Genomic DNA, 26,627 nt, shown 5'->3' with positions numbered 1-26,627 from the left:
ACACCTTTTCATATGGTGTATCGGCACCCTATATGAGCGTCGACCGGGTAACGACGAGAAGAAGGCAGCATCTTGAGCCAGGAAAAACTACGAACGGCGCTGATCACAGGCGCATCGAAAAGAATAGGCCGGGCAATCGCCGAGGATTTGTCGGCTAATGGCTTTTCAGTAGCGCTGCATGCTCATCAATCATTCGCCGAGGCTGCGGAGATTGCGGCAAAATTGCAGCAAACGGGCAGAAAGGCGATTGCGATCAAGGCTGACCTGCAAAATTTTGTGGAGACGTCAACCCTTGTCGAAAGAGTCAAAGACGAGCTTGGTCCGATCGATTTGTTGGTCAATAACGCCTCCGCCTTCCTCGGTGATTCCGCCGAGCGTTTCGATGCGGAAGCCTTCGAGGCGCATTTCGCCGTGCATGTCCGCGCGCCCTCCATCCTCGCTGCCGATTTCGTCCGGCAGCTTCCTGAGCCCCTTCCGGGATTGATCGTCAACATGGTCGACCAGAGGGTCTGGGCACTGAACCCCCGCTTCTACTCCTATACACTATCGAAGGCAGCACTCTGGGCCGCGACTCAGACGATGGCCCAAAGCTTTGCACCTCGCATCCGCGTCAACGCCATCGGCCCGGGCCCGACCGTGCGCAGCGTTCGACAGTCGGAGGAGGACTTTCAGGCGCAGATCGACGGCCTCATATTAAAGGCGGCGCCAGGGCTGGAGGAATTCGGCCGCACCATCCGCTTTCTTTTTGACACGCCCTCGATCACGGGCCAAATGATAGCGCTCGATGGCGGCCAGCATCTTGCCTGGGAAACGCCTGATGTGGCGGAGAGTGCGGAATGAATGGAAGAAAGCTGCCCGACGGCGGCATTCTCTACGACGAATCGGATGATATAGAAGACGACATCGACGTAGAGGGCGATGCCGCCGCCTCCCCTGTCGTGCCCGTCGACTGGAACGAAGGCGGCAAGAACGAAACCGGGCTTCGCGGCGCGGAACTGATCGCCGAATTCGTCAAGCGGCTGCCGAACAATCCCGGTGTTTACCGCATGTTCAACGAAGCCGGCGACGTGCTCTATGTCGGCAAGGCGCGCAGCCTGAAGAAGCGTGTCGCCAACTATGCCATGGGCCGCGGGCATTCCAACCGCATCGCCCGCATGGTGCGCGAAACCGCCAATATGGAGTTCGTCACCACCCGCACCGAGACGGAAGCGCTGCTGCTGGAAGCGAATCTGATCAAGCGCTTGCGGCCGCGCTTCAATGTCCTACTGCGGGATGACAAGTCGTTCCCTTATATCCTGATTACTGGCGACCGGCGCGCACCCGCCATTTTCAAGCATCGTGGGGCGCGCGCCCGCAAGGGAGATTATTTCGGTCCCTTCGCATCGGCCGGTGCCGTCGGACGCACCATCAATTCGCTGCAGCGCGCCTTCTTGATCCGCACCTGCGCCGACAGCGTGTTCGAAACGCGAACCCGGCCCTGTCTGCTCTATCAGATCAAGCGCTGTTCGGGGCCCTGCACGCATGAGATCAGCGATGCAGGGTATGCCGAGCTGGTGCAGGAGGCGAAGGATTTCCTTTCCGGCAAGAGCCAGAACGTCAAGGCGCACATGGCCGAAGAGATGAACGCCGCCGCCGAAGATCTCGATTTCGAGCGCGCCGCCGTCTTTCGCGACCGGCTGGCGGCACTATCGCATGTGCAGAGCCACCAGGGCATCAACCCGGCCGGAGTCGAGGAGGCAGATGTCTTCGCCATCCACCATGAGGGCGGCATCTCCTGCATCCAGGTCTTCTTCTTCCGCACCGGGCAGAACTGGGGCAACCGCGCCTATTTCCCGAAGGCCGACCCATCGCTGTCAGGCGCCGAGGTGCTGAACGCCTTCCTGGCGCAATTCTATGATGACAAGCCGGTTCCCAAGCAGATCCTGCTTTCGGAGACCGTCGAGGAAATCGAGCTGCTGGCAACAGCACTGAGCGAGAAGACCGGCCACAAGGTTTCGATCCTCGTGCCGCAACGCGGCGAGAAGCGCGATCTTGTGGAGCATGTCGTTGCCAATGCCCGTGAGGCGCATGGCCGCAAGCTGGCGGAGACGGCTTCGCAATCGCGGCTGCTTGAGGGCTTCAAGGAAACCTTCAAGCTTCCTTACGTGCCGCAGCGCATCGAGATCTACGACAACTCCCATATCATGGGCACGAATGCCGTCGGCGGCATGGTCGTGGCGGGACCTGAAGGCTTCGTCAAAGGCCAATACCGCAAGTTCAACATCAAATCGACCGATATCACGCCCGGCGACGACTTCGGAATGATGCGCGAAGTGATGACCCGTCGCTTCTCCCGGCTGCTGAAGGAAGAGGGCAAGCCCGACCGCAGTGCCGTAACCGAGGCTTCCGCCGCCGATGCGGCCGACCAGCCCTTCCCCGCCTGGCCCGACATCATCCTCATCGATGGTGGCCAGGGGCAGATGACCGCCGTGCGCGCCATTCTCGAGGAGCTGGGCATTACCGACAGCGTCATCGCCATCGGCGTTGCCAAGGGTGTCGACCGCGATGCCGGGCGCGAGCGCTTCTTTGCTCCTGCGCGAGAGAGCTTCACCCTGCCGCCGCGCGATCCGGTACTTTATTTCATCCAGCGCCTGCGCGACGAAGCCCACCGTTTCGCCATCGGCTCGCATCGCGCCAGACGCAAGAAGGAGATGGTGAAGAACCCGCTGGACGAGATCGGCGGCATCGGCCCTTCGCGCAAGCGGGCACTTCTCCAGCATTTCGGCACTGCCAAAGCCGTATCGCGCGCCGCCCTCTCCGATCTGATGGCCGTGGAAGGCATATCGGAGGCCGTGGCACGGCAGGTTTACAATCATTTCCACGAGGACGCCGCGAAATAAGAAATCTCGGTCGCAAATTCCACGCAATAGCGGTGAAAAAACAGAAACAATGTTGACGATAGACTAGTCAAACCATCATCTAAGCATGGTCCCAAAAAGTGCGGAGCGGTTTTTGGACCAGATCATGCTCAATCAAGAGGCCGGGACGAGATGGGGCTTGAATAGAGGCTCATCAAAATCCGCCGATACAACTGAAACGAAACGATTTCCATGGCTTCGCGCGCTTACAGCATCCCCAATCTGCTCACCTACGGCCGCATCCTCTGCGTACCCCTGATCGTTCTGTGCTTCTTCATCGAAGGCAAGCTGGAAGGTTCCGATTTCGCGCGGTGGGTTGCGCTCTGGATCTTCGTCATCGCCTCGCTCACCGACTTTCTCGACGGCTATCTCGCGCGCATCTGGAACCAGACCTCGAATATCGGCCGTATGCTGGACCCGATTGCCGACAAGCTGCTGGTCGCCTCGATCCTGCTTCTGGTGGCAGCCGACGGCACCATTGCCGGCTGGTCGCTCTGGGCTGCGATCATCATTCTCTGCCGTGAAATACTGGTATCGGGCTTGCGCGAATATCTGGCCGCATTGAAGGTGAGCGTTCCCGTGACGCGTATCGCGAAATGGAAGACGACCGCGCAGCTTGTGGCCATCGCCTTCCTTCTGGCCGGACCGGCCGGTGACAAGGTGCTGCCCTACACCACGGAGATCGGCATCCTTCTGCTCTGGGTCGCGGCGCTGCTCACCATCTATACCGGCTACGATTATTTCCGCGCCGGCCTGAAGCATATCGTGGACAATGAATGATGACGAAGCTCGTTTATTTCGCCTGGGTGCGCGAGCGGATCGGCAAGGCCGAGGAGGAGATTTCCCTACCTGCCGAGGTGATCACCGTCGGCGATCTCCTCAACCATTTGAAGACCTTGGGCGAAGAATACGAAGCGGCACTGCAGTTTCCGGAAGCGATCCGCGTCGCCATCAACATGGAACACGCCGATCATGACGAGCCGATCGCCGGCGCGAGCGAGATCGGGCTCTTTCCTCCGATGACTGGGGGGTGAAGAGCGGTCGGGCAACGCCCGAGCAATCGATCCAGTGAATCGATTGCAGCGACGAACGCCCTGAGCCAAAGCGAAGGGCCGGGAAGCTCCTCAGACCGTTTCGGAGGGCGACAAGGAAATTGCGATGATTTCACCATTTGTCAAAGTTCAGCAGGAAGATTTCGATCTCCAGGCGGAGATCGACCGGCTGACACAGGGGCGGCTCGACGTCGGCGCCGTGGTGACATTTTCCGGGCTCTGCCGCGATGATGGCGGCACGCTCGGCGCGCTTGAACTCGAGCATTATCCCGGCATGGCGGAGGCGGAAATCACCCGCATCGCCAACCTTGCCATTGAGCGCTTCGGGCTTCTCGGCCTGACCGCCATCCATCGCTACGGCAAGATCGTGCCTGGCGAAAACATCGTCCTCGTCATCGCCGCAGCACCACATCGGCAGGCTGCTTTCGACGGCGCCAATTTCGTCATGGATTTCCTGAAGACCTCGGCTCCCTTCTGGAAGAAGGAACATGCCAAGGACGGCACGACAGGCGACTGGATTTCTGCCAAACGCAAGGATGATAGCGCCCGCGCCAAATGGGACGGAAAAAAATAGACGTCAGGGAACGACCCGCTCGCGTCGGCTCCATATCAGCAGCAGAACGAGCAGTGAGAAGATGACGAAGTCGCGCCACAGGAAAGGGCCGTAAGCCCCCCACATCGTCTCCCCCAGGCCGAGCAGCGCGGCACCCGCCGCCGACTTCAGCGGGTCGGAATAGCCACCAACTGCCGCGATCATCAGCACCTTGAGCCCGAACATAAGCCCTGCCCCGAAATCCATCGTGCCGTAATAGGAAGTGGCCAGCAGCCCGCAAATGGTCGCGACCAGTGCCGAGGCGACGTAGGCCATCAGGAAGACGCGATTGGCGCTTGTGCCGCAAAGCTCGGCGGCCAGCGCGTCGTCGGTCACAGCCCGCCAGATGCGGCCCCATCCCGTACACTTCAGGACATAGGCGCCGGCAGCGATCACCATGATCATCAGCGCCGTATTGATCAGCTGGATCTCGGTCAGCGTCACCCGGAAGTCGCCGCTATCCCAAAAGACGATCGCTCCGTTCAGGAAGGGTGGCAGCCAGATGCCGCGCGTGTTTGAGGCAAGCCGCGCCGTCTCCATCAGGATGATCATCATGCCGAGTGCCGCGACGATGACCGTATTCGGCGACTTACGCGCAAGAGGCAGCATGATCGAGCGGCCGACGAGAAAGCCGGTGCCGAGCGTATAGGCCGCCGCAATGATCGCGCCGAACGTGAAGGCGGCCGGCAGGATCAGGTACATCCGGGTGTAGCCGACATCGGTGAACAGCACGAGCATCTGGCCGGCGAAGGCGAACAGCGCACCGTAGGTGATATCGGCCCGCTTCATCACGCCGAAAGCAATGGCATAGCCGAAGGCCAGCGCGGCATAAAGCGCGGCAAGCGGAACCGCGTTCGCCAACTGCTGCAGAAGATAAGCCATTCGCCCCTCCGAAGGATTGGCAAATAGTAACTGGCAAAATCAATTTTACCAGTTATAATTTTCGGCATGAGCTTTTCCTGGACCCCGCATCGCTTTTCCGGTGGCGCCTTGGCGCTTGATGTCGCCAACAGCGTCATCCTGCGTCACGACGACGAGCGGCGTGTCGACCGGTTCGAGGCGGCAGGCCAGATGGAAAGCTTTCCGAAGGCGGCGGCGAATTTCTGCGCCGAGCGGGCCTTGTTTGGCGATATTCTGCCTGTGGTGCGCGAGAACAGGACGGACTTCATCGGCTTGCGCGAAGCGATCGATCGCTACTTTCGCGCCCGCGTTCAGGGCGAGATGGCCGACATGCTGCTGGCCGAACTCCTGGCTGTGCTGGCGAAAGTTCTCAAGCGCGCGTCGTCCGATGGGCTTGATGCCGCGACGGTGCATTCGACGCTGCGGCTGATCGCCATGCCCGATCCCGAACGCATGAAAATCTGCGGCAACTGCGGCTGGCTCTTCATCGATCGCAGCAAGAACAAAAGCCGCGCCTGGTGCGACATGGCGGTCTGCGGCAACCGCGCCAAGGCAAGCCGGCACTACCGGCGCAAGAAGGAGGAGACGGCACCATGAAAATTCGAACGATCGTCCTATCAACCACGATCGCAGCGCTGGCGCTGGCCAGCTGCCAGAGGAAGGACGATGAAGGTCCGACCCAGCTCAGCGGCCGCCTCTTCGTCTTCAACTATCGCGTGGCAAGCGCCAGCTACATGGTCACGCTCAAGAAGATCGCTCCAATTCCCGAGGGGACGACGGCTGTCGCGGAATTCGAAAATCCAGCCGGTGGCGATCCGCTTGTGATCCGCGAGAAGATCTATTCCTTCTGGGACAAGATCACGCTCGAAAGCCCGGACCTACGCTGCGTGCGCAAGGATCGCCCCTATTCCGTCTCGATCAAGCTCGTAGATGCCAGCAACAAGACGATCCAGACGATCAAAACCGAGGTGAAATCCGATCTCGATCAGACGGTGCTGCCGACCAAGCCGCTCGTCGTCGGCCCGGTCTATACCGCCAATCCGGAGGTCTTCAAGGGCGACGGCAGCACCGACTATGGGCATGATGCCGCTTGCCCCGCATGAAAAAAGCCGGGATGCGATCCCGGCTTTCATGAGTCAATTCAAATCGCTCAGCGTTTTCGCTGGGAGGCCGATTCAGCCGACAACTTCGGTTTCGGAGAACCAGTAAGCGATTTCGACAGCAGCCGTTTCCGGAGCGTCGGAGCCATGAACGGAATTTTCGCCGATCGACAGGGCATGGATCTTGCGGATCGTGCCTTCAGCAGCGTTGGCCGGGTTGGTCGCGCCCATGATTTCGCGGTTCTTCAGGATGGCGCCTTCGCCTTCCAGAACCTGAACGACGGTCGGGCCGGAGGTCATGCCTTCGACGAGTTCGCCGAAGAAGGGGCGTTCCTTGTGGACGGCGTAGAAGCCTTCGGCTTCGCGCTTGCTCATCCAGACGCGCTTGGAGGCGATGACGCGCAGGCCGTTGTCTTCAAAAATCTTGGTGATGGCGCCGGTGAGGTTGCGCTTCGTTGCGTCCGGCTTGATCATCGAGAAAGTACGTTCAATCGCCATGGATCCATTCCTTGTAATCAGAGAAAAGTGGGCGGTCTTTACCCGCCCCACAGCCCGAAAACAAGGGGTATGGGCCAATTTCACGCCGCTGTCACAGTACGGGCCGCCGATTCGCGATCCGTGAGGCCACGAAGCGGCTGCCCATTGCCGAACTTCGCGATAACATCACCATCACAATGGAGGAGAACGATATGCTTGAGTATTTCAGGATGCTTGCCGACTATAATCGCTGGGCGAATGTTCAGGTCTATGATGCCGCGGCAGACCTCAGCGACGCGGAGCTCCACGAAGACCGTGGCGCCTTCTTCGGTTCGCTCCACGGCACGCTGAACCATCTCCTGGTGGCGGACCGATTGTGGATGCAGCGCTTCAGCGGCACCGGCGAAATACCGAAAGCACTGGGCCTCGTGCTGCATGACGATCTCGAAGGCCTTCGTGCAGCGCGTGAAATGGAGGATAGGCGCATCATGGATTGGGTCGATACGCTCGATGCCGCCGCTCTCGCCACCGACATCACCTATACATCCGTCCTGCGACCGGGCGCCATCACCCACCCGCTTCACCTGGCAGTGGGGCATATGTTCAACCATCACACCCACCACCGCGGCCAATGCCACACGATCCTGACGTCGATGGGCAAGCCATCGCTGGTGCTGGACCTCTTGCACTTCCAGCGCACCGAAGGGCAGCAGTGGATATAGGCATCGGCGATGTAAGCATTGGGCGAGCCGGTATTTCCAGACCTCGCCCATGCGTTGAGCATATGCCTCATTTTGTTGCGTGGCCAAGCCGATAAGCCGTTTTGTTCATGCTGCCTTAACCTGCGCACCTGCAAATTGGAGAGATATATCGACCGAGCGGCAGTCAGAGAGCAGGCATGAAGAGTTCGCAGACAGGTGTTTCCAGGCATTTCACCGACAATGCTGACGGTGAAGGAGAAACCGAGCTCGAGGCCATCGGCCGCTTCATGACGCGGCTGAAAATCCGGAACCTGCCGCGCAACTATCAACTCTTCCATGAAGCGCTCTTTGGGCAGGACCGCTGTCTTGCCGAAGAGATCGAGGCGCTTGGCCCCCAGCCCTCGCAGGGCAGGCTCGACGAGATCGGCATGAAGCATCGCCTCGTCAGCCATTGCGGACTGGTGGCACGCAAATCCGAAAACGATGCAGCCGAGATGCTGCGCGAAGTGGCGGATCAGCTCGCCAAGGGGCTGATGAAAAAGCAGCATTTCACCCGCGAGATCGCAACGATTCCGGATGTCAATGCGACGCTCGACAGCCTCAACGCCTCCCTGAGCAATCTGATGCTCTACGAGACCGAGTTGACCGAGAGGCTGAAGAACTGCGCCCATCTGCCGAAAGCAGCCCTCCGCGCAGACGCCTGAGCGCTTTCACACTCTTGCCTTCGGCGCCGAGTTCGGCCAAAACCGCGCCATGATTTCGATTTCAGACCTTTCCGCCCGCATTGCCGGCCGCCTTCTCATCGACCATGCCAACGTGACGCTTCCGGCGGGCACGAAGGCTGGCCTCGTCGGCAAGAATGGCGCGGGCAAATCCACACTGTTCAGGATCATTACAGGCGATTTCGCATCCGAAAGCGGTTCGGTCTCCATCCCGCGCAATGCCCGCATCGGCCAGGTCGCGCAGGAAGCACCCGGCACGGAAGAGCCGCTGATCGATATCGTGCTTGCGGCCGACAAGGAGCGCGCGGCCCTGCTCGTGGAAGCCGAGACGGCAACCGACCCGCACCGCATCGCCGACATCCAGACGCGGCTTGCCGATATCGGCGCGCATTCGGCCGAAGCGCGTGCCGCCAGCATCCTCGCCGGCCTAGGCTTCGACCACGAAGCGCAGAAGCGCCCGGCCTCCTCGTTCTCCGGCGGCTGGCGCATGCGCGTGGCGCTCGCGGCCGTGCTGTTTTCCGAGCCGGATCTGCTGCTGCTCGACGAACCGACAAACTATCTCGACCTCGAAGGCACGCTCTGGCTCGAGGACTATATTCGCCGCTACCCGCATACCGTCATCATCATCTCGCATGACCGCGACCTGCTGAACACGGCGGTCAATTCCATCGTCCATCTCGACCAGAAGAAACTCACCTTCTATCGCGGCTCCTACGATCAGTTCGAGCGGCAGAAGGCCGAGGCCGACGAGTTGCAGACGAAGGCGAAAGCCAAGAACGACGCGGCGCGCAAACATCTGCAGAGCTTCATCGACCGCTTCAAGGCCAAAGCCTCAAAGGCGCGGCAGGCGCAGTCGCGCGTCAAGGCGCTGGAGCGGATGGGGACCGTCGCCTCCGTCATCGAAGATCACGTCATGGGCTTCAGCTTTCCGGAGCCCGAAAAGCAGCCCGCCTCGCCCATCATCGCGGTTAGCGGCGGCGCCGTCGGCTACGAGCCGGAAAAGCCGATCCTGAAGCGTCTGAACCTGCGTATCGATGCCGATGACCGCATCGCCCTGCTCGGCTCGAACGGTAACGGCAAATCGACCTTCGCGAAATTCATCTCCGGCCGGCTTAACGCCGAGAGCGGCGATGTGAAGCTGGCGCCTAGCCTGAAGATCGGCTTCTTCGCCCAGCACCAGCTCGATGATCTCATTCCAAACCAGACGGCTGTCGAGCATGTTCGCCGCCGCATGCCCGAGACGCCGGAAGCGAAAGTGCGCTCTCGCGTCGCGCAGATGGGCCTGGCAACGGAGAAGATGGACACACAGGTCAAGGACCTCTCCGGCGGCGAGAAGGCACGACTGCTGATGGGCCTCGCCGCCTTCGATGCGCCGAACCTGCTGATCCTCGACGAACCCACGAACCATCTGGATATCGACAGCCGCAATGCTTTGATACAGGCGCTGAACGATTATTCCGGCGCCGTCATCCTCATCTCGCATGACCGCCATCTGATCGAGGCGACGGTCGACCGGCTGTGGCTGGTGCGCGACGGCACCGTTTCGGTCTTCGACGGAGATCTTGAAGATTATCGCAGCCTCGTCGTTGCGAGCCCGAAGCCGCGCGATGACAAGGCCAAGGCAAATGCCGGCGACGATTCCGTCTCCAAGGCAGATCAGCGCAAGCTCGCTGCCGAGCGCCGTGCTTCGCAGGCGCCGCTTAAGAAGAAGATCAACGAAATCGAATCCTTGACCGCCAAGCTTGAGAAACTGATTCAGGCGCTTGATGTGGAACTTGCAGACCCCGCCCTTTACGAGAAGGCGCCCGCCAAGGCTGCGGAGAAGGCGAAGCAGCGCGCGGATGCCGCTGAAAAGCTCGCTGCGGCCGAAGAGCAATGGCTGGAACTTTCAGCGGAATATGAAAGCGCCATGGCCGGCTGATCTCGGCGAATTCTTAATGGTTTCGGAGCCGATCCTAACCGATCATTAACCATAATTACGGAAAGTACGCTCAACCTTCATTGACATAAGTGTTGAGCGATTCCGATGAACTACCGCGTTTTACTGGCTGGCATTGCCGTGTCCCTGGCTCTGGGAGGATGTGCCACAAAGCCGGGCAGCGAAGCTTCGCTCAAGACCGGCTATGCAGCAGAAGAGACGCGCCATAAGCCGCTGAAAGCCAATGACCCGGTGGAGATGGAACCGAACAAGTGGCTCGTCGCCGATCTCGAGACCCGCGATCTTGCAGGCCTCAACGGCCCGCACAATCTCGTCGGCCGCACGCTCGAAGTCTCCTCACTCAAGGATATCCGGCTGGCCGACAAGGAAGTGATCCTGACCTTCGATGACGGCCCTGCCCCCGGCAAGACCGAACGCATCCTTGCCACGCTCGACAAGTTCGGCGTCAAGGCGACGTTCATGATGGTCGGCGAAATGGCGCTGGCTCATCCGGAAACAGCCCGCGAGGTCTCCGCTCGCGGCGACACGATCGGCAGCCACACCTTCCGCCATCCGGACCTCGACAAGATGAGTTTCGACATGGCGATGGCCGAGATTGCCAAGGGCAAGAACGCCGTCTCCAAGGTCGTCGGCAGCGACGTGCCCTTCTTCCGCTTCCCCTATCTCGCCGATTCGAAGCGCCTGCGTACAGCCATTGCCGACCGCGGCATGATCGTCATGGACGTCGACGTCGACAGCAAGGACTATTTCACCTCGACGCCCGCCGCTGTGGCGGATCGCACAATGAGACAGCTGCATCAACGCGGCCATGGCATCATTCTCATGCACGACATCCACCAGCGGACTGTAAGAATGCTGCCGGTCCTTCTCACCCGTCTGGAAAAAGAGGGCTACAAGGTGGTGACACTCAAGTACCGGCACGCTCCCGCCCCTGCGACCAATCTCGTCGCTCAGGCCGATATCAAGATGGTACGCTGAGACCCGTCAACACCGAAAAATCCATGGTCAATACGGCCGCGGAAGCATGGTTGCTTCCGCGGCCGTATTTTGATTTGGTGGCGGGCGACTGCCATCATCAATGGATTTCAGGGCTATCATGCACCTCCACCTCGAACGCGACGACGATCCACTCACCCTGCAATTCGTCGCCGAGAGGGGTGCGCAATCGGAGAAGGCGCTGAAGACGCCGGAATTCGAGGCGGACAGTGCGGCGATCAAAGCCCTTATCGAGCGGGAAGACCGGCTGATCCACGCCGTGCGCCGCGGCAAATGGCTGTTCGACTTCCACCGCAGCGCGGACCACCCCCTCGGCGTATGGTCGCGGCTGCCCGCAGACCAGACCCCTCTCCCCGATGCACCCTGGGAGCCGATCTTCGATCTCGACGCCTTCTGTGCCAGTGAAAACAGATCGTGGCTCTGGCGCGGCGCGATTACCTGTCCCTGGGAGCCGACCCGCGTGTTGCTTTGCCTTTCAGATGGCGGCTCCGATCCCATGCGGCTCCTTGAATTCGATTGCGAGGCGAAAAGCATCGTCGAAGGCGGGTTCGACACGCCGCCAGTGCGCTGCCACGCGACCTGGCTCAGCCGCAACGAGATCGCCTATTTCGGCTCGATCGATCGCTTCTCCTCGACCCGTTCGGGATGGCCGCGCGTCGGTCGCAGCCTGACGCGCGGGGTCGCCCCTGCAGAAGCGCCTGTGCTGTATGCGGCCGATGATGCCGACGTCTACGGTTCCTGCGCCGTGCTCAATCCGCTGACCAACAGCACTGCTACGGAGAATGCTGAGCAGCCGGTGCGCCTGTTCATTGCCGGTCATGAAATCGGCAGCTCCAGTGTCTTCATTGAGGATGAGGACCTTTCGTTGCGGCGGATCGATCTGCCGAGAGAGATCGACGCGGGGTTTAACCATTCCTACTGTCTCTGGCTCGCGAAGACTGACGAGCGGGTAGCTGCCGGCAGCCTGGTGCTACAGCCCTTGCCCCGACATGCCGGCGATCCCGGCGGTGCAGCGATGCGTGTGCTGTTTTCGCCGGGCGAACGGCAATCGATATCGTGTTTCTTGCTGATGCGCGAATGGTGCGTTTTCGTCGTATCCGACAATTTGCAACCGCGCCTCTTCGTCCTCGATCTGGCTCGGGCCGACGCAGCGGTCCAGGAGATTGTCTTGCCGGCGGACGCACAGACGGTGGGGATCTCACCCCTTTATTCCGACCTGCATCTCGGCGACGATACGCTGCAGGTCTACGGCAACGGTTTCCTCCAGCCGCCATCCTGCTATCGACTTGAGCTTTCCGACCGCAGCAAGCCGCTAGAGCTTGAGCATACAGCCAGCTCGCCTGCCTATTTCGACAGTGAAGGCATGGTCGCCGAATTGCTGGAAGCCACCTCCGAAGACGGCACGAAGGTACCCTATCGGCTTGTCTTGCCAAAAAGCTGGATCAAGGGCGAACTGCCGGTACTGCTCTATGGTTATGGCGGCTTCGACGTTTCGCTCAGCCCCAATTATTCAGGCACGATCGGCCGCTGGCTGGAACAGGGTGGCGGTTACGTCCAGGCCTATATCCGTGGCGGCGGCGAACTCGGCCCCAATTGGCATCGTTCCGCCAAGGGCCATGGACGCCATAGGGCCTACGCCGATTTTGTCGCGGTCGCTCGTGATCTTGTTGCCCGGGGTTACACCAAGCCTTCGCGTATTGCCGCCAATGGCGGCAGCAATGGAGGGCTGCTAACCGGTGTCATGACGACACGCTATCCGCAGGATTTCGGTGCGATCTGGTGCCAAGTGCCGGTACTGGACATGACCCGTTTCCACGTCTTCCCGGCCGGGCAGGCCTGGATAGACGAATACGGCAATCCCGACGATTCGGCCGATCTCGAATATCTGCTGACCTATTCGCCGCTGCACAATATCAAGCCTGCCTCCGAGATTACCTATCCGCCGATCTACATCGAGAGCTCCAGTAACGACGACCGGGTTCATCCCTCGCATGCACGGCGGTTTGCCGCCCGCATGGAGGAGCTCGGCCATCATCCATTGTTTCATGAATTCGGTTCGGGCGGCCATGGGGGTGACGGGGCGTCGACCGAGCTGGCGGCACGCGTCGCGCTGGGGTACAGTTTCCTCCGAGAGACGATCGTAAAGCAGAGCGACGGCTGAATCGCTCCATCGGAGATCATGCCTGGTCACCCTTGCCCACTGGCAGCATTCTGATAAAGATCAGATTAATAATCATACTAATCGAGAGACACCCATGTCCCCCATCAACCTCGCTATTGTCGGCGTCGGCAAGATCGTCCGCGACCAGCACCTTCCGTCCATCGCGAACAATCCGGATTTCAAGCTGGTCGCCACGGCCAGCCGCCATGGCACGGTCGAGGGCATTCCGGCCTTCACCACTATCGAGACCATGCTGGACGCCGTCCCTTCGATCGATGCCGTTTCGCTCTGCATGCCGCCGCAATATCGTTACGAGGCGGCCTACAAGGCGCTTCTGGCCGGGAAGCACGTCTTCCTGGAAAAGCCACCGGGGGCGACGCTGAGCGAAATAGTGGATCTCGAAAATCTCGCAAAAGCCAAGGGCGTCTCGCTCTTTGCAAGCTGGCATTCGCGCTATGCTCCGGCCGTGGAGGCAGCAAAGACTTTCCTCGCCGGTACGACCATCCGCAGCGTCCATGTGATCTGGAAGGAAGATGTCCGTCACTGGCATCCGAACCAGGAATGGATCTGGCAGGCCGGCGGGCTCGGAGTTTTCGATCCCGGCATCAACGCGCTGTCGATCGTCACGCATATTTTCCCGGCGCTTTTCCTGACCGGCGCAACACTGGAATTTCCGGAAAACCGCGATTCGCCGATCGCGGCCGACCTGCACTTCAAGAGCGGTCAGGGGCTTCCGGTTCATGCCGAATTCGACTGGCGCCAGACCGGCAAGCAGAGCTGGGATATCGTCGCCGAGACGGATGCCGGCCAGATGGTTCTGGCCGAGGGCGGCTCCAAGCTTTCGGTGAACGGCGAACTGACCTTCTCGGCGCCTGAGGCCGAATATCCTTCGCTCTATCGCCGTTTTGCGGAAATCGTCAAAGCCGGAACTTCCGACGTCGACGTTTCGCCGCTGCGGCACGTCGCCGATGCTTTCATGCTCGGCAAACGCAAATTTATCGAAGCATTTTATGATTGATACGCGCTTCCCGATGAAGACAATTCGATCCGCAACGTGCTAGCTTAGCACAAAGTCCTCATCGGAGATGATGCCTATGGCATCGGAGCATGAACAGACCTTCGGGCTCGGCGTCGGCAACAAATCTGTCAGGCTCGCCGAGCCGAACCAGAGCTGGCACGAAGCCTATTTGCTGGAAGAGGCTGCCATTCGTGGTGCGCTCGGCGACCTTGCCGTCGACGTGCAACACTTCGGCAGCACCTCCGTCCCGGAAATCAAGGCCAAGCCGATCATCGATATCGCCGTGGGCGTTCGGCGCTTCGAGGATGGCCTCGCCTGCATCGAGCCGATGGCATCCATCGGCTATATCTATGCCGGCAGCAATATCGTCCCCGATGACCATATTTTTGGTCGCGACATCGAGGGGAATACCCGCACGCACCTGGTGCATGTGGTCGAATATGGTGGCACGACCTGGCGCAACTTCCTTATTTTCCGCGATCGCTTGCGTCGGGAGCCGGACCTGGCCCATGCCTATGAGGCACTGAAGGTCGAGCTGGCAGCGAAATATGCCAATGACCGCGCGGCTTATACGGCGGCGAAGAAGGATTTTATCCAGAAGATCCTGGCGGAAGGCCAGTAGGCACATTTTCCGTGCAATGCGGGAGACCTACTAGGCCTTTTTCTCCCAGCGACCATCCTGGCTCTGCTGCCAGTAGGTGAGATTATGCCCCTCGCCTTTCAGCCGCTTCCATTGGGCCCGAGCGCTTTCCAGCTGCTCCTGGTCGTAACCATCGAACATCAGAACAACACGCTGGTAGGACCCGACATCAGTCGCTTCAGCGCCTTCGATGAAGAAACGCACGGCGGCATTGTTCAGATTGTCAGGCGAGACGGTCAGCAGCACCGGCTGGCGGTCGGCCATCTCGCCTTCATCCGTGCCATGCGGCAGGAAGCTGTCCTCGCGATAGGTCCATAGATGGGTATCGAGAATATCGCGCCGCGCCGGGTCTCGCATCTGCACGGCCACCTGCCAGCCGCGCTCGACACTTTTGTCGATGAGCGGCGGCAGGGCATCTTCAAGCTTCGATTCGGTCAGGTGATAGAAGAGAACGTCTGTCATGGCGCCTCTTCTATCTCACAAAGCGTTGCTGGTCACGATTCGTAGTTGGCACGGACCAGCTCGTCGAGCAGGCGAACGCCGAAACCGGAACCCCAGGATTGATTGATCTCATCCTGCACCGAGCCCATCGCCGTACCGGCAATATCGAGATGCGCCCAGGGCGTCTCGCCAACGAAGCGCTTGAGGAACTGAGCGGCGGTGATCGAGCCGGCATAGCGGCCGCCGGTATTCTTCATATCGGCGAACTTGCTGTCGATCATCTTGTCGTAGTCCTTGCCGAGCGGCATGCGCCACAGGCGCTCATCGGTCAGGAGGCCTGCCGCCGTCAGCTCGTTCGCCAGCTTGTCATCGTTGCTGAAGAGGCCCGCCTGCAGGTTGCCAAGGGCAACGAGGATCGCGCCGGTCAGGGTCGCCAGGTTGATCATGAATTGCGGTTTGAAACGGTCATTGGTGTACCAGAGCGCATCACAGAGCACGAGCCGACCCTCGGCATCCGTGTTGATGATCTCGATCGTCTGGCCCGACATGGAGGTGACGATATCGCCCGGACGCTGGGCGTTGCCATCAGGCATATTCTCGACAAGGCCGATAACGCCGATGACGTTGACCTTGGCCCCGCGCGCGGCAAGTGTATGCATCAGACCGGTGACGGCGGCAGCCCCGCCCATGTCGCCTTTCATGTCTTCCATGCCGGCAGCCGGCTTGATGGAGATGCCGCCGGTGTCGAAGACGACGCCCTTGCCGATGAAGGCCACGGGCTTGTCTTTCGACTTGCCGCCCTTCCACTGCATTATGACAAGGCGCGGCGGACGGACGGAACCCTGGGCAACACCGAGCAGCGCGCCCATGCCAAGCCGGCGCATTTCGCGCTCGGTCAGGATCTCTACCTCGACGCCAAGCTTCTCAAGCTCCTTGGCCTTCGCGGCAAATTCGACCGGGCCGAGGACATTAGGCGGTTCGTTGACGAGATCGCGCGCAAGAATCACGCCGCCGGCGATCGCTTCCGAGGCGGCAAACAGCTTCTTCGCCGCAGCCGCTTCCTGGGTAACGATGGTCACCTTTACGGCCTTGCGGGCGCTGCCCTTCTCCTCGTCATCGCCCTTCTTCGTCTTATAGGTATCGAAGCTATAGGCGCGCAACAGCATGCCCAATGCGAAATCGGCGGCCTCCTTGGCTCCCACCTCGAGGCCCGGAGCATCTATATAGATGGCGGCCTTCTCGACATTGCGGATTTTGGCCGCGGCACCGCCGCCGAGCTTCAGCCAGTCATGCGCCTGCAGGTTCTTGGCCTTGCCGGTGCCAATGACGATGATCCGATCAACGGGAGCGCCCTCCGGCGCAATGATATCCAGGCTGCTCAACGCCTTGCTCTTGAAGCCGGAAATGGGCGCGGCCTTGGCAAACACATTTGCCGGATCGGCGCTCTCCGCGCCCGCTGGTCTCTCACTATCCGTGTCTTTCAGGAGAATGGCCAGACCACCACCGAGGCGGGCCGACTTGGCGAAGGATATCTCGAATTTCACAGACATTTCTGCTCCGATGAACATGCAATTACAGAAGAAGGATTAGGCAACCATCATTCAAGGTTTGCCTAGGGAATACAACCCTTTGGCAAAGCCATTCCTCGATGAAGCAAACCGGCGGCTTCAAACCCCTGTCATTTAGTGTGGTTAAACTCTCCCGATAATCGATTTTGTCGTCGTCAGACGGTGTTGTTCTTTTAGCGGAAACCGCCTTGATTATTGATTTTAACAGCCTGAACCGGGAAGACCGCTTTCCCGAAATTCTGCGCCCGCGCACGGCCGGCGACGCCTTCGTCGCCCTCTTCTGCCTGTGGTGGGCGCTACTCGGTTTGTTTTCGCTCTTTCCACAGATCGACCTTGCCGTCGCGAATCTGTTTTTCCTGCCTGAGCAGTGCCACGCCCTTGTCAAACCTGACCGGATTTGCGGCTTCTTTCCCTACAGCGACGATCCGCGCATGCGCTTCCTGCGGGAGGTATTTTTTCAGCTCCCCTATGTTACGGCCTTCGTCCTCTGCTGGATGCTGTTTCAATGCTGGCAGCACCACGGCGCCACATTCAACAAAAACAGGGCGCGCAGCCTGAAGATTGCGCTCGGCTCCCTGCTGATCGGCCCGGTGCTGGTCGTCAATCTGTGGCTCAAAACCTTCTCGGGCCGCCCTCGCCCCCGGCAAACCGATCTGTTCGGCGGCACGCTCGATTTCGTGCATGCCGGATCCTTCGCCGGCAAATGTGTCACCAATTGCTCGTTCATCTCCGGCGAAGCTGCCGCTGCGGGTTGGCTGTTCTGCCTGATCTTCATCATCCCTCAACCGTTGCGGACAGCCGTCGCTCTGCCGATTGCGGCCGTTTCCCTGCTGATTCCGGCACTTCGGGTGGCTTTTGGCGGGCATTATCTTTCCGATGCCGTCCTCGGCTGGCTGTCCTCGCTTGTCATATTCGCGGCCCTGCTGGCATTATCTCAAACGACACACAACAAAAGAATCTCGGAAAATTAACGATTTTTTTGCGAGTTGGTTGTCGCCAAAAAAACGCAAACAGCGTAGATGAGAGTGAATCTCTGTCGGCTCGCCCGAAGAGCGTTTGCGTTTAAGGGCCGGCATGAAGTTATTCGAAACATATATCGTACGGCGTGTCGGTATGATGTTCCTGGTGGCGTTGCTGCCAGTGCTTGCTATTATCTGGACGACCCAGGTGCTGCAGCGCATCAATCTCGTGACCGACAGCGGCCAGTCGATGGGATCGTTCGTAAAGCTCGCGACCCTTATCCTGCCGACCATCATCCCGATCGTTCTGCCCTTCGCACTCGTCATCGGCATCACTCAGACGCTGACGGCTATGAACAGCGATTCCGAGCTGACGGTCATGGAAGCGGCCGGCGCAAGACGCAGCATCATCATTCGCCCGATCATGATTCTCGCGATCGCGGTCAGCGCCTTCTCTTTCTTCGTCGACAATGTGGTCGAGCCCAAGGCGCGCGTTGCTGCGCGCCAGATGGTGGCCGAGGCTTATGCAGACCTTCTCTCCACCGTTATCGAAGAGAAGAATTTCCGGCGTATCGACGACGGCCTGTACGTGCAGATCAGCCAGCGCATGTCGGGGCGCATCCTCAAGGGGCTGTTCGTGGTGGATTCCCGCGATCCGGCTTTCGATCTCATCTATTATGCCAAGGAAGGTGCTGTCGATCCGAGCGGTTCGTCGCTGCTGATGAAGGATGGTGAAGTTCACCGCAAGACGGCCGATGCCAACGTATCCGTCATCAAGTTCGATTCCTATTCCTTCGATCTCTCGGATATGACGCAGAACCGCGGCCAGGCGACCTTGCGCGCCAGCGACCGCAGCCTCAGCTTCCTGCTGAATCCAGATCCGAATGATGCGGACTACAAGGCAAAGCCCACCGGCTACAGGACGGAACTGCACCGCCGCCTCAACGACTGGGCGCTTCCGGCCATCTTCGCGCTGATCTCCCTGGTGATCGCCGGCGATGCGCGATCGCATCGCGAGGCACGGCTGCACCCCATGGTGTCGGCCCTGACCCTGGCCTTTGCCCTGCGCTGGGCTGATTTCTACGCCACCAACCAGATCGAGAGTACGCCTGCTTTCATCGGTGTTCTCTACGGGCTTAATATCGCCGCGGCGCTGATAGCGATCGCCTTGCTGATGAGAAACCGGAAAATGACGATGCCGGTATCGATCCGCAATCGCCTCAGCAACTGGAGACAGAAGGTTCAGGAGCGCTTGCCCACTGCACCCGGCAATTCGAACGGGAGCGGCGCATGATCTTCAGCACGCTCGGACGCTACTTCTTCACGCGTTATGTCGTGACCACGTTCTGGTTCTTCCTGGGCGTCATATCGATCGTTTATCTCGTCGATTTCAGCGAGACAGCAGGCCGCCTCGCTGGGTTGCCCGGCTACACTGTCTCCCTCGGCCTGATAATGACGGCGGTTCGGCTGCCGTTCATCATGCAGCAGACGGTGCCGTTCATCGCGCTCTTCGTCGGCATGACGGTGCTGATCGCGCTCAACCGGCGCCGCGAACTGGTAATCGCCCGCGCGGCCGGCATCTCGGTCTGGCAGTTCATGACACCCTTCGTGATCGGCGCCTTCTGTGTTGGTCTTTTGACCATGCTCGCCCTAAATCCCGTGGCGGCATGGGGACAGCGGCTGTCTGAAACGATGGAAGCCGATCTGCGTGGCGATCCGTCCTATCACAATACACTTTCCGTGCCGTGGCTGCGTCAATCGAGCGGGAAAGACGACACGATTATCGGTGCCAAGGCCATTCTGGACAACGGAACGACGCTAAAGGGCGTTGTGTTTATCCACTTCGATTCACAGGGAAATATCGTTCTTCGCCAGGATGGCGAGTCGGCAAAATTGGAAGATGGTTACTGGCTTCTTAACAATGTCGTCGAACGTCGGCCGGGTGAAATTCCGGATCACAAAAGTTCGATACAGGTCCGTACGAATCTGAAACAAGATTTTGTCTCTCAGCGTCTGGCGCAGCCGGAAACCATTGCTTTTTATGATCTTTCTAATCGAATAAAGGTCGCGCGCTCCTTCGGCATCTCGACCAACGCACTCGAAACACAGTTTCATTCGCTGCTGTCACAGCCATTCCTTTTGGTGGCCATGACGCTGATCGCTGCAACTGTGTCCCTAAAATTCAGCAGATTCAACCAATCGCGCTCTGTGATTCTGGGTGGAATCCTCTCTGGCTTCGTGCTTTATGTTGTCACCGTGCTTGTAAAAGCATTCGGGAGCAGCGGAGTGGTTCCTCCCTTCGTGGCGACATGGATACCCGTGATCGTCGCATTAGCATTCGGAGCAACGATCCTGCTTCATCAGGAGGACGGCTAAGTGGCGGCAGCCAACCGCAAGAGTATCAGACAGATTGTGGCTGCCCTTGTCACGGGCACGGCCGCATGCGCGTATATTATGAGCCCGGTCGCAGTTTATGCACAGACTAGCAATAATAATAGCAGCGCCGGTGCAGCAACTTCTCCCGTCAAGGTGAAGGTACCGGACGGCGCCAAGCTCGTCTTGTCGTCGAACGAGCTGATATATAATAAGGACACGCAGATCGTCACCGCCAACGGTGGCGTTCAGATCAACTATGGCGGCTATAGAATGGTCGCCCAAAGAGTTGAATATAATCAGAAATCCGGGCGGATGACGGCTCTCGGCAATGTCGAGTTGATCACCCCGGACGGCAATCGCATGTACGGTGACAAAATGGATGTCACCGACAGCTTCTCGGACGGCTTCGTCAATTCTCTGCGCGTCGAGATGCCCGACAACACACGCATGGTCGCCGAAAAGGGTGAGCGCGTGGGCGGCACGCAGCTGATTCTGACAAAAGGCGTCTATACGGCCTGCATGGCCTGCTCCGAACAGGGCCGCGCGCCGCTGTGGCAGGTCAAGGCTCAACGCGTCGTCCAGAACGGCGTAACCCATACCATCCGCCTGGAACATGCCCGTTTCGAGCTGTTCGGTCAGCCGATCGCCTATGTGCCGTGGGTTGAAGTTCCGGATAACACCGTCAAGCGCAAGTCCGGCTTCCTGTTTCCGTCGGTCAGCGTCTCGCAGCGCCTCGGCGTCGGCGTCAGGGTTCCTTACTATTACGTCATCTCGCCCAGCATGGACGCGACGGTCACTGCCACTGGCTTTACCAACCAGGGTCTGTTGCTCGAAGGCGAGTTCCGTCAGCGTTTCGAGAACGGTACGCATACTTTGCGCGTCGCCGGTATCAGCCAGATGGATCAAAAGGCCTTTAGCGCAGATACCAGCGATGCCGAGCATAAAACGCGCGGCATGATTTCGTCCAAGGCAGACTTCAGGATCAATCCCCGCTGGACTTTCGGCTGGGACGTCATGGCGCAGACCGACAATAACTTCTCGCGCACCTATGGCCTGGATGGTCTCAACCAGAGCACCCATATCAATCAGGCCTATTTGACGGGTCTGGGCAAGCGCAACTATTTCGATATGCGCGCCTTCTACTATAACGAGCAGGACGCCGACAACAAGGATACGGCGCAGAAGCAGCAGGCTTACGTCTATCCGAGCATCGACTACCACTATGTCGATCCAAAATCGGTTTACGGCGGCGAGCTGTCGGCAACGATGAACCTCACGCATCTGTCGCGTGACAAGACCTCTGTTTTGGATAATGTTGCGAGTCTCGGCGACGACCCCCTAAATCCTAGGCTGAACGACCGTTATCTCGGCCTCAAGGGCGACTATACCCGCCTGACCACCGAGCTTCAGTGGCAGCGCACCTTTACCACTGATGGTGGTCTGGTGCTGACGCCGTTGGCCGCAGCTCGTGGCGACCTTTACGGCCTGGATATGAATGGGCCGACGGCAGGCACCTACTCCGGCAACTACGACGACAGTGACTTTGCAACGCGTGGCATGGTGACGGCCGGTCTCGAGGCCAAGTATCCATTCCTCATCACGACGAGCAACAGCACGCATGTGTTCGAGCCGATCGCGCAGCTTTACGTGCGCCCGGACGAGCAGCTTGGCGGAAGACTGCCGAACGAGGATGCGCAGAGCTTCGTCTTCGATGCGACGAACCTGTTCGACCGCGACAAGTTCTCCGGCTTTGACCGTGTCGAAGGCGGTACGCGCGCCAACCTCGGCTGGCGCTATACGGGCAGCTTCGACAACGGCTACAAGTTGCAGCATATTTTCGGCCAGTCCTATCAGCTTGCCGGACGTAACTCCTTTGCCACCACGGATCTGGCGGGCGTCGGCTCGGATTCGGGCCTTGAAACCACCCGTTCCGACTATGTTACGATGTTCGGCCTGACGACGCCGCAGGGCATCTCGCTGGCGACATCCTACCGCTTCGATGAAAAGGACTTCGCTTTCCGTCGTGGTGACACATCGCTCGGCTTCTCGAACGATATATTCCAGACAAGTTTGATCTACACGCATATTGCCGCCCAGCCGCAATACGGCTTCACGAGCAATCAGGATGAAATCCAGACGCGTGCTCAGATCAAGTTCAAGGAATACTGGTCCGTCTTCGGAACGGTCAGCTACGATATCAACAATAGCCAGGTCACCCGCCAGGGTATCGGTCTCTCCTACGAGGACGAGTGCACGATCCTGAACATTTCGTTCCTGAACAAGAAGGACTCGACCAACCAGGCTGCAAGCGATTGGTCGATAGGCGCTCGACTTACCTTCCGCACGCTCGGCGACGTCAACCTTGGCAGCGTCCAGGACGCAACGTTCTGATATCTAAGAAAATTGCATAAAGCCGGCGTCACAGCCGGCTTTATTGTTTCGGGGCGGATCGCTCTCCCTTTTGCGTCATTGTTTCGCCGCAAGGATTTTGCAATTCATCGCGCTTGTTGTAGACATGTGGCGCAAAGTTGACGTATTGCGCCTACGGCGTGCCAAAGTGGTGCATGCCGGCAGAAAGACCTTTGGGAAGGGGTAGTTGATGTTTTCTGGAAAGACACCGATTCGCGCTCTGATGTTCGGAGCTGCAGCCCTTGTTATGGCAAGCTTCGCCGTGCCGAGCAGCGATGTCGCTTTCGCGGCGAGCGAGGTGAAGGTTCTTGTCAACAATCAGGTCATTACATCGGGCGATATCGCCAAGCGCGTCAACTTCCTGAAGCTTCAGCGCCAGAAGGGCGACCTCAACAAGCTGGCAAAGGATCAGCTTGTCGACGAAACGCTGAAACGCGCGGAAATCTCCCGCCTGCGCATGTCCGTTTCGACGACGGATGTCGACGCTGCCTTCGGCCGTTTTGCGGCGAGCAACAAGATGTCGACCGAACAGCTCAGCCAGATCCTCGATAAAATGGGCGTGACGGTCGATCACTTCAAATCCTACATTGCCATTTCCATGAGCTGGCCGCGCGTGGTCAATGCCCGCTTCGGCGCAAGCAGCAAGATCTCCAACGACGATCTCGTCACGCGCATGACGGAGAACAAGACGAAGCCGGTCACAACGGAATACTTCCTGAAGCAGATCATCTTCGTCGTCCCGGCCGCAAAGCGGAATGCCATCCTGAACGCACGCAAGGCGGAAGCCGAAGCATCCCGTGCAAAATTCCCGGGCTGCGACCAGGCAAAGGTTTTTGCCGCGACGATGCGCGACGTCTCCGTTCAGGACCTCGGCCGCATTCTGGCGCCTGAAGTTCCGGAAATCTGGAAGCCGTTGCTCGAAAAGGCTAGCGGCAATACGACCAGCGCCGTTGTGACGGATCGCGGTGTCGAATATGTCGCGATCTGCTCGCAGCGTCAGGTCAATGACGACGTCGCCGCAGCCGCAGTCTTCCGCGCCGAAGATATCGGCAAGAACAATGCCCAGGGCGTCAGCGCCAACGACAAGAAATACATGGATGAACTGCGCTCCAAGGCGCAGATCGTCTATCGCTGATCGCCAATGCCACTGCGCTCTTCCATCCCCCTGGCGCTGACGCAAGGGGATCCGGCGGGCATAGGCCCCGACATCACGCTCGCTGCCTGGCTTCGCCGCGGCGAGCTCGGCCTGCCACCTTTCCTGTTTCTCGGCGATGCGGGCATTCTCTCTGCGCGGGCCTTGCAGCTTGGCCTCGATGTGCCTCTGAAGGAGGCCGATCCGGCGACCGCGTGCGATGTCTTCCCTGATGCCCTGCCGATCCTGCCGATCGAGGCTGGGATAACAGTCGTTGCAGGTGAGCCGCGCGTCGGCACAGCCAAGGCAACGATCGCCGCCATCGAAATGGCGGTCTCCCTGACCATGGGCGGCAAGACCTCCGCCGTCGTCACCAACCCGATCGCCAAATCGGTTCTCTATGATGCCGGCTTCGGCTTCCCGGGCCACACGGAATTTCTGGCGGATCTGGCCACGCGCGCAACCGGCAGGCCGGTCATGCCCGTCATGCTTCTGGCCGGCCCCAAGCTCCGTGCTATCCCTGTGACAATCCATATTCCGCTGAAGGATGTACCACAGGCGCTGACAACCGATCTGATCGCGGAGACCTGTCGGATTACCGAGCATGACCTGCGAACCCGCTTCGGCTTCTCCAAGCCGCGCCTGGCGGTTGCGGGGCTCAATCCCCATGCCGGAGAGAATGGCGCGCTTGGCAAGGAAGATGACGAGATCGTCCGGCCGGCTGTCGAGGCCCTTCGCAGCGAGGGGATCGACGCCTTCGGCCCCCTGCCCGCCGACACGATGTTCCATGACGAGGCCCGACGCCGATACGACGTCGCCATCTGCATGTACCACGATCAGGCCCTGATCCCGGCCAAGGCATTGGGCTTCGATGATTCCGTCAATGTGACGCTCGGGTTGCCATTCGTCCGCACCTCGCCTGACCACGGCACCGCTTTCAGCATCGCCGGCAAGGGCCTTGCCAAGGCAGACAGCCTCGTGGCTGCCCTCAAGCTGGCAAGCGAAATCAGCGGCAAGACCGGAAGCAACCGCTGATGGCCGCTCTCGATGGTTTGCCTCCCCTTCGCGATGTGATACAGCGCCACGGCCTCGACGCACGCAAGGCGCTTGGCCAGAACTTTCTTCTCGATCTGAACCTGACGCAGAAGGTCGCTCGTACCGCTGGCTCGCTTGACGGCGTTACGGTTTTCGAGGTAGGACCGGGACCAGGCGGCCTGACGCGCGCCATTCTGGCGCTGGGTGCGGCCAAGGTCATCGCCGTCGAACGCGATGCGCGCTGCCTGCCGGCATTGGCGGAAATTGCCGATCACTACCCAGGGCGGCTCGAAGTCATCGAGGGCGATGCCCTGAAGACGGACTTCGCGGCAATGGCACCGGCAGGTCCTGTCAAGATCATCGCCAACCTCCCCTACAATGTCGGCACGCAGCTGCTCGTCAACTGGCTCTTGCCGGCTTCCTGGCCGCCCTTCTGGCAATCGCTGACCCTGATGTTCCAAAAGGAAGTCGGCCAGCGGATCGTTGCGCAGGAGGATGACGATCATTATGGCCGGCTCGGCGTGCTCTGCGGCTGGCGCACGCAGGCGCACATGGCCTTCGACATATCACCGCAGGCTTTCACGCCACCGCCAAAGGTCACCTCGACGGTGGTGCATCTGACACCGAGGGAAAACCCCATTCCCTGCACGGTCGACAAGCTTGAGAAGGTGACGCAGGCAGCCTTCGGCCAACGCCGGAAGATGCTGCGCCAGAGCCTGAAGCCGATCGGCGGCGAGGCATTGCTGCTTAAAGCGGATATTGATCCCCAGCGGCGCGCTGAAACGCTCTCCATCGAAGAGTTCTGCCGATTGGCGAATTGCCTCTGATCAGAGCATACGGCCGGCCTGTCAGAGCTTCGGCGTCTCTTCCAGCAAATCCCGGACGAAATCAAACATGCCGTGACGGCGGTCGCGGCGCAGGCGCTCGGCCTTGACGATCGACTGTACGGCGTCGAAGGCAACGTTCAGGTCGTCATTGATGATGACATAGTCATATTCGCGCCAGTGAGCAATCTCGGCCCGGGAATTGGCGAGACGCATGGCGATCACCTCTTCGGAATCCTCGGCGCGACGATGCAGGCGTGACTGCAGCTCGGTCATGGTCGGCGGCAGCACGAAGATGGAGACGACGTCCGCCGGCATCTTCTCCTGCAGCTGCTGGGCACCCTGCCAGTCGATGTCGAAGAGCATGTCGCGCCCTTCGGCCATAGCGGTCTCCACCGGTTCACGTGGCGTGCCATAGAAATTGCCATGCACCTCGGCCCATTCGAGCAGGGAGTCGGAATCACGAAGACGCTCGAACTCGCGCTGCGAAACGAAATGGTAGTGCACCCCTTCGATTTCGCTCGGCCGGCGCTGCCGGGTCGTAACGCTGACCGAAAGGCTCACTTGCTTGTCTTTATCCAGCAAGGTGCGCGCAATGGTCGACTTGCCGGCGCCAGATGGCGAGGAAATCGCAAGCATCAGCCCCCGGCGGGCAATCGGGATGGATGTTGATGTCGCCGGCTTCATG

26 protein-coding genes are annotated in these 26,627 nt (G+C 59.7%); 21 read left to right on the top strand and 5 right to left on the bottom strand.

What is annotated here, in order from left to right; translation table 11 throughout:
• Positions 1-72 precede the first annotated feature (72 nt).
• From A6U86_RS02335 to A6U86_RS02315, 5 genes are all read left to right on the top strand, one after another.
• The gene (locus A6U86_RS02335) at positions 73-840 is read left to right on the top strand and encodes an SDR family oxidoreductase (RefSeq protein ID WP_068385709.1); all 768 of its coding nucleotides are present in this window, start codon (positions 73-75) and stop codon (positions 838-840) included.
• The gene (gene uvrC / locus A6U86_RS02330) at positions 837-2,879 is read left to right on the top strand and encodes an excinuclease ABC subunit UvrC (RefSeq protein WP_068385707.1); all 2,043 of its coding nucleotides are present in this window, start codon (positions 837-839) and stop codon (positions 2,877-2,879) included. Before A6U86_RS02335 ends, uvrC begins: the two co-directional genes overlap by 4 nt.
• 210 nt (positions 2,880-3,089) lie before the next feature.
• Positions 3,090-3,677 (top strand): CDP-diacylglycerol--glycerol-3-phosphate 3-phosphatidyltransferase, encoded by a 588-nt coding sequence (pgsA, locus tag A6U86_RS02325; protein ID WP_068385705.1) that lies wholly within the window; start codon positions 3,090-3,092, stop codon positions 3,675-3,677.
• Complete coding sequence (gene moaD, locus A6U86_RS02320; RefSeq protein ID WP_068387735.1) at positions 3,677-3,931, top strand: molybdopterin converting factor subunit 1; 255 nt, start codon at positions 3,677-3,679, stop codon at positions 3,929-3,931. Before pgsA ends, moaD begins: the two co-directional genes overlap by 1 nt.
• A gap of 124 nt (positions 3,932-4,055) precedes the next feature.
• The gene (locus A6U86_RS02315; RefSeq protein ID WP_068385704.1) at positions 4,056-4,523 is read left to right on the top strand and encodes a molybdenum cofactor biosynthesis protein MoaE; all 468 of its coding nucleotides are present in this window, start codon (positions 4,056-4,058) and stop codon (positions 4,521-4,523) included.
• 3 nt (positions 4,524-4,526) lie between these two features.
• Here A6U86_RS02315 and A6U86_RS02310 read toward each other — a convergent pair whose 3' ends face one another.
• Positions 4,527-5,423, bottom strand: a complete 897-nt coding sequence (locus A6U86_RS02310) for a branched-chain amino acid ABC transporter permease (protein WP_068385703.1) — start codon at positions 5,421-5,423, stop codon at positions 4,527-4,529.
• Positions 5,424-5,489: 66 nt separating this feature from the next.
• Here A6U86_RS02310 and A6U86_RS02305 point away from each other — a divergent pair, with 66 nt between their 5' ends.
• Both A6U86_RS02305 and A6U86_RS02300 read left to right on the top strand, forming a co-directional pair.
• A complete protein-coding gene (locus tag A6U86_RS02305) occupies positions 5,490-6,038 on the top strand; it encodes a CGNR zinc finger domain-containing protein (RefSeq protein ID WP_068385702.1) in 549 nt (182 codons plus the stop codon).
• Positions 6,035-6,544, top strand: a complete 510-nt coding sequence (locus A6U86_RS02300) for a hypothetical protein (RefSeq protein WP_068385700.1) — start codon at positions 6,035-6,037, stop codon at positions 6,542-6,544. Before A6U86_RS02305 ends, A6U86_RS02300 begins: the two co-directional genes overlap by 4 nt.
• 72 nt (positions 6,545-6,616) lie before the next feature.
• Here A6U86_RS02300 and ndk read toward each other — a convergent pair whose 3' ends face one another.
• Positions 6,617-7,039 carry a nucleoside-diphosphate kinase gene (gene ndk / locus A6U86_RS02295; RefSeq protein WP_068385698.1) on the bottom strand — a complete coding sequence of 141 codons (423 nt, stop codon included), beginning with the start codon at positions 7,037-7,039 and terminating at the stop codon, positions 6,617-6,619.
• Between the two features lie 191 nt (positions 7,040-7,230).
• On the opposite strand from ndk, the gene A6U86_RS02290 reads away from it, so the two are divergent.
• The 7 genes from A6U86_RS02290 to A6U86_RS02260 all read left to right on the top strand — a co-directional run bounded on the left by A6U86_RS02290 (position 7,231) and on the right by A6U86_RS02260 (position 15,177).
• Positions 7,231-7,740 (top strand): DinB family protein, encoded by a 510-nt coding sequence (locus tag A6U86_RS02290; protein WP_068387731.1) that lies wholly within the window; start codon positions 7,231-7,233, stop codon positions 7,738-7,740.
• A gap of 176 nt (positions 7,741-7,916) precedes the next feature.
• Entirely contained in the window at positions 7,917-8,423 is a 507-nt protein-coding gene (locus A6U86_RS02285; protein ID WP_068385696.1) for a hypothetical protein, read from the top strand.
• A 49-nt stretch (positions 8,424-8,472) separates the two neighbouring features.
• On the top strand, positions 8,473-10,362 hold the full coding sequence (locus A6U86_RS02280) for an ABC-F family ATP-binding cassette domain-containing protein (RefSeq protein ID WP_068385694.1): 1,890 nt from the start codon (positions 8,473-8,475) through the stop codon (positions 10,360-10,362).
• Between the two features lie 105 nt (positions 10,363-10,467).
• Positions 10,468-11,358 carry a polysaccharide deacetylase family protein gene (locus A6U86_RS02275; RefSeq protein WP_068385692.1) on the top strand — a complete coding sequence of 297 codons (891 nt, stop codon included), beginning with the start codon at positions 10,468-10,470 and terminating at the stop codon, positions 11,356-11,358.
• 118 nt (positions 11,359-11,476) lie between these two features.
• Positions 11,477-13,537: a prolyl oligopeptidase family serine peptidase gene (locus A6U86_RS02270; protein ID WP_068387726.1), complete on the top strand. Its 2,061-nt coding sequence runs from the start codon at positions 11,477-11,479 to the stop codon at positions 13,535-13,537.
• A 94-nt stretch (positions 13,538-13,631) separates the two neighbouring features.
• Positions 13,632-14,555: a Gfo/Idh/MocA family protein gene (locus A6U86_RS02265; protein ID WP_068385690.1), complete on the top strand. Its 924-nt coding sequence runs from the start codon at positions 13,632-13,634 to the stop codon at positions 14,553-14,555.
• 76 nt (positions 14,556-14,631) lie between these two features.
• Entirely contained in the window at positions 14,632-15,177 is a 546-nt protein-coding gene (locus tag A6U86_RS02260) for a GrpB family protein (protein ID WP_068385688.1), read from the top strand.
• A 30-nt stretch (positions 15,178-15,207) separates the two neighbouring features.
• On the opposite strand, the gene A6U86_RS02255 is transcribed toward A6U86_RS02260, so the two are convergent.
• Together A6U86_RS02255 and A6U86_RS02250 are read right to left on the bottom strand one after the other, a co-directional pair.
• Positions 15,208-15,657, bottom strand: coding sequence for a DNA polymerase III subunit chi (locus tag A6U86_RS02255; RefSeq protein ID WP_068385686.1), 450 nt, complete (start codon positions 15,655-15,657; stop codon positions 15,208-15,210).
• 32 nt (positions 15,658-15,689) lie between these two features.
• Entirely contained in the window at positions 15,690-17,186 is a 1,497-nt protein-coding gene (locus A6U86_RS02250; RefSeq protein ID WP_068387723.1) for a leucyl aminopeptidase, read from the bottom strand.
• 206 nt (positions 17,187-17,392) lie between these two features.
• Here A6U86_RS02250 and A6U86_RS02245 point away from each other — a divergent pair, with 206 nt between their 5' ends.
• From A6U86_RS02245 to rsmA, 7 genes are all read left to right on the top strand, one after another.
• Entirely contained in the window at positions 17,393-18,175 is a 783-nt protein-coding gene (locus A6U86_RS02245; RefSeq protein WP_068385684.1) for a phosphatase PAP2 family protein, read from the top strand.
• A 103-nt stretch (positions 18,176-18,278) separates the two neighbouring features.
• Positions 18,279-19,457 (top strand): LptF/LptG family permease, encoded by a 1,179-nt coding sequence (locus A6U86_RS02240; protein ID WP_068385682.1) that lies wholly within the window; start codon positions 18,279-18,281, stop codon positions 19,455-19,457.
• Positions 19,454-20,539, top strand: coding sequence for an LPS export ABC transporter permease LptG (lptG, locus tag A6U86_RS02235; protein ID WP_068385680.1), 1,086 nt, complete (start codon positions 19,454-19,456; stop codon positions 20,537-20,539). The genes A6U86_RS02240 and lptG overlap by 4 nt, the downstream gene beginning before the upstream one ends.
• The gene (locus tag A6U86_RS02230) at positions 20,540-22,930 is read left to right on the top strand and encodes an LPS-assembly protein LptD (protein WP_068385678.1); all 2,391 of its coding nucleotides are present in this window, start codon (positions 20,540-20,542) and stop codon (positions 22,928-22,930) included. It begins immediately after the preceding gene.
• A 241-nt stretch (positions 22,931-23,171) separates the two neighbouring features.
• Positions 23,172-24,083, top strand: a complete 912-nt coding sequence (locus A6U86_RS02225) for a peptidylprolyl isomerase (protein ID WP_234906197.1) — start codon at positions 23,172-23,174, stop codon at positions 24,081-24,083.
• 6 nt (positions 24,084-24,089) lie between these two features.
• Positions 24,090-25,115: a 4-hydroxythreonine-4-phosphate dehydrogenase PdxA gene (pdxA, locus tag A6U86_RS02220; protein WP_068385675.1), complete on the top strand. Its 1,026-nt coding sequence runs from the start codon at positions 24,090-24,092 to the stop codon at positions 25,113-25,115.
• On the top strand, positions 25,115-25,942 hold the full coding sequence (gene rsmA / locus A6U86_RS02215; RefSeq protein ID WP_068385673.1) for a 16S rRNA (adenine(1518)-N(6)/adenine(1519)-N(6))-dimethyltransferase RsmA: 828 nt from the start codon (positions 25,115-25,117) through the stop codon (positions 25,940-25,942). The genes pdxA and rsmA overlap by 1 nt, the downstream gene beginning before the upstream one ends.
• A 21-nt stretch (positions 25,943-25,963) precedes the next feature.
• Here the strand turns inward: rsmA and gmk are convergent, their stop codons facing one another.
• Positions 25,964-26,626, bottom strand: a complete 663-nt coding sequence (gmk, locus tag A6U86_RS02210; protein WP_068385671.1) for a guanylate kinase — start codon at positions 26,624-26,626, stop codon at positions 25,964-25,966.
• Position 26,627 lies beyond the last annotated feature (1 nt).

The organism is Rhizobium sp. AC27/96 (genome assembly GCF_001692325.1).
Taxonomy (GTDB): Bacteria; Pseudomonadota; Alphaproteobacteria; order Rhizobiales; family Rhizobiaceae; genus Rhizobium.
The sequence above is the reverse complement of the archived record's forward strand: the minus strand, read 5'-3'. Positions and strand labels throughout refer to the sequence as shown.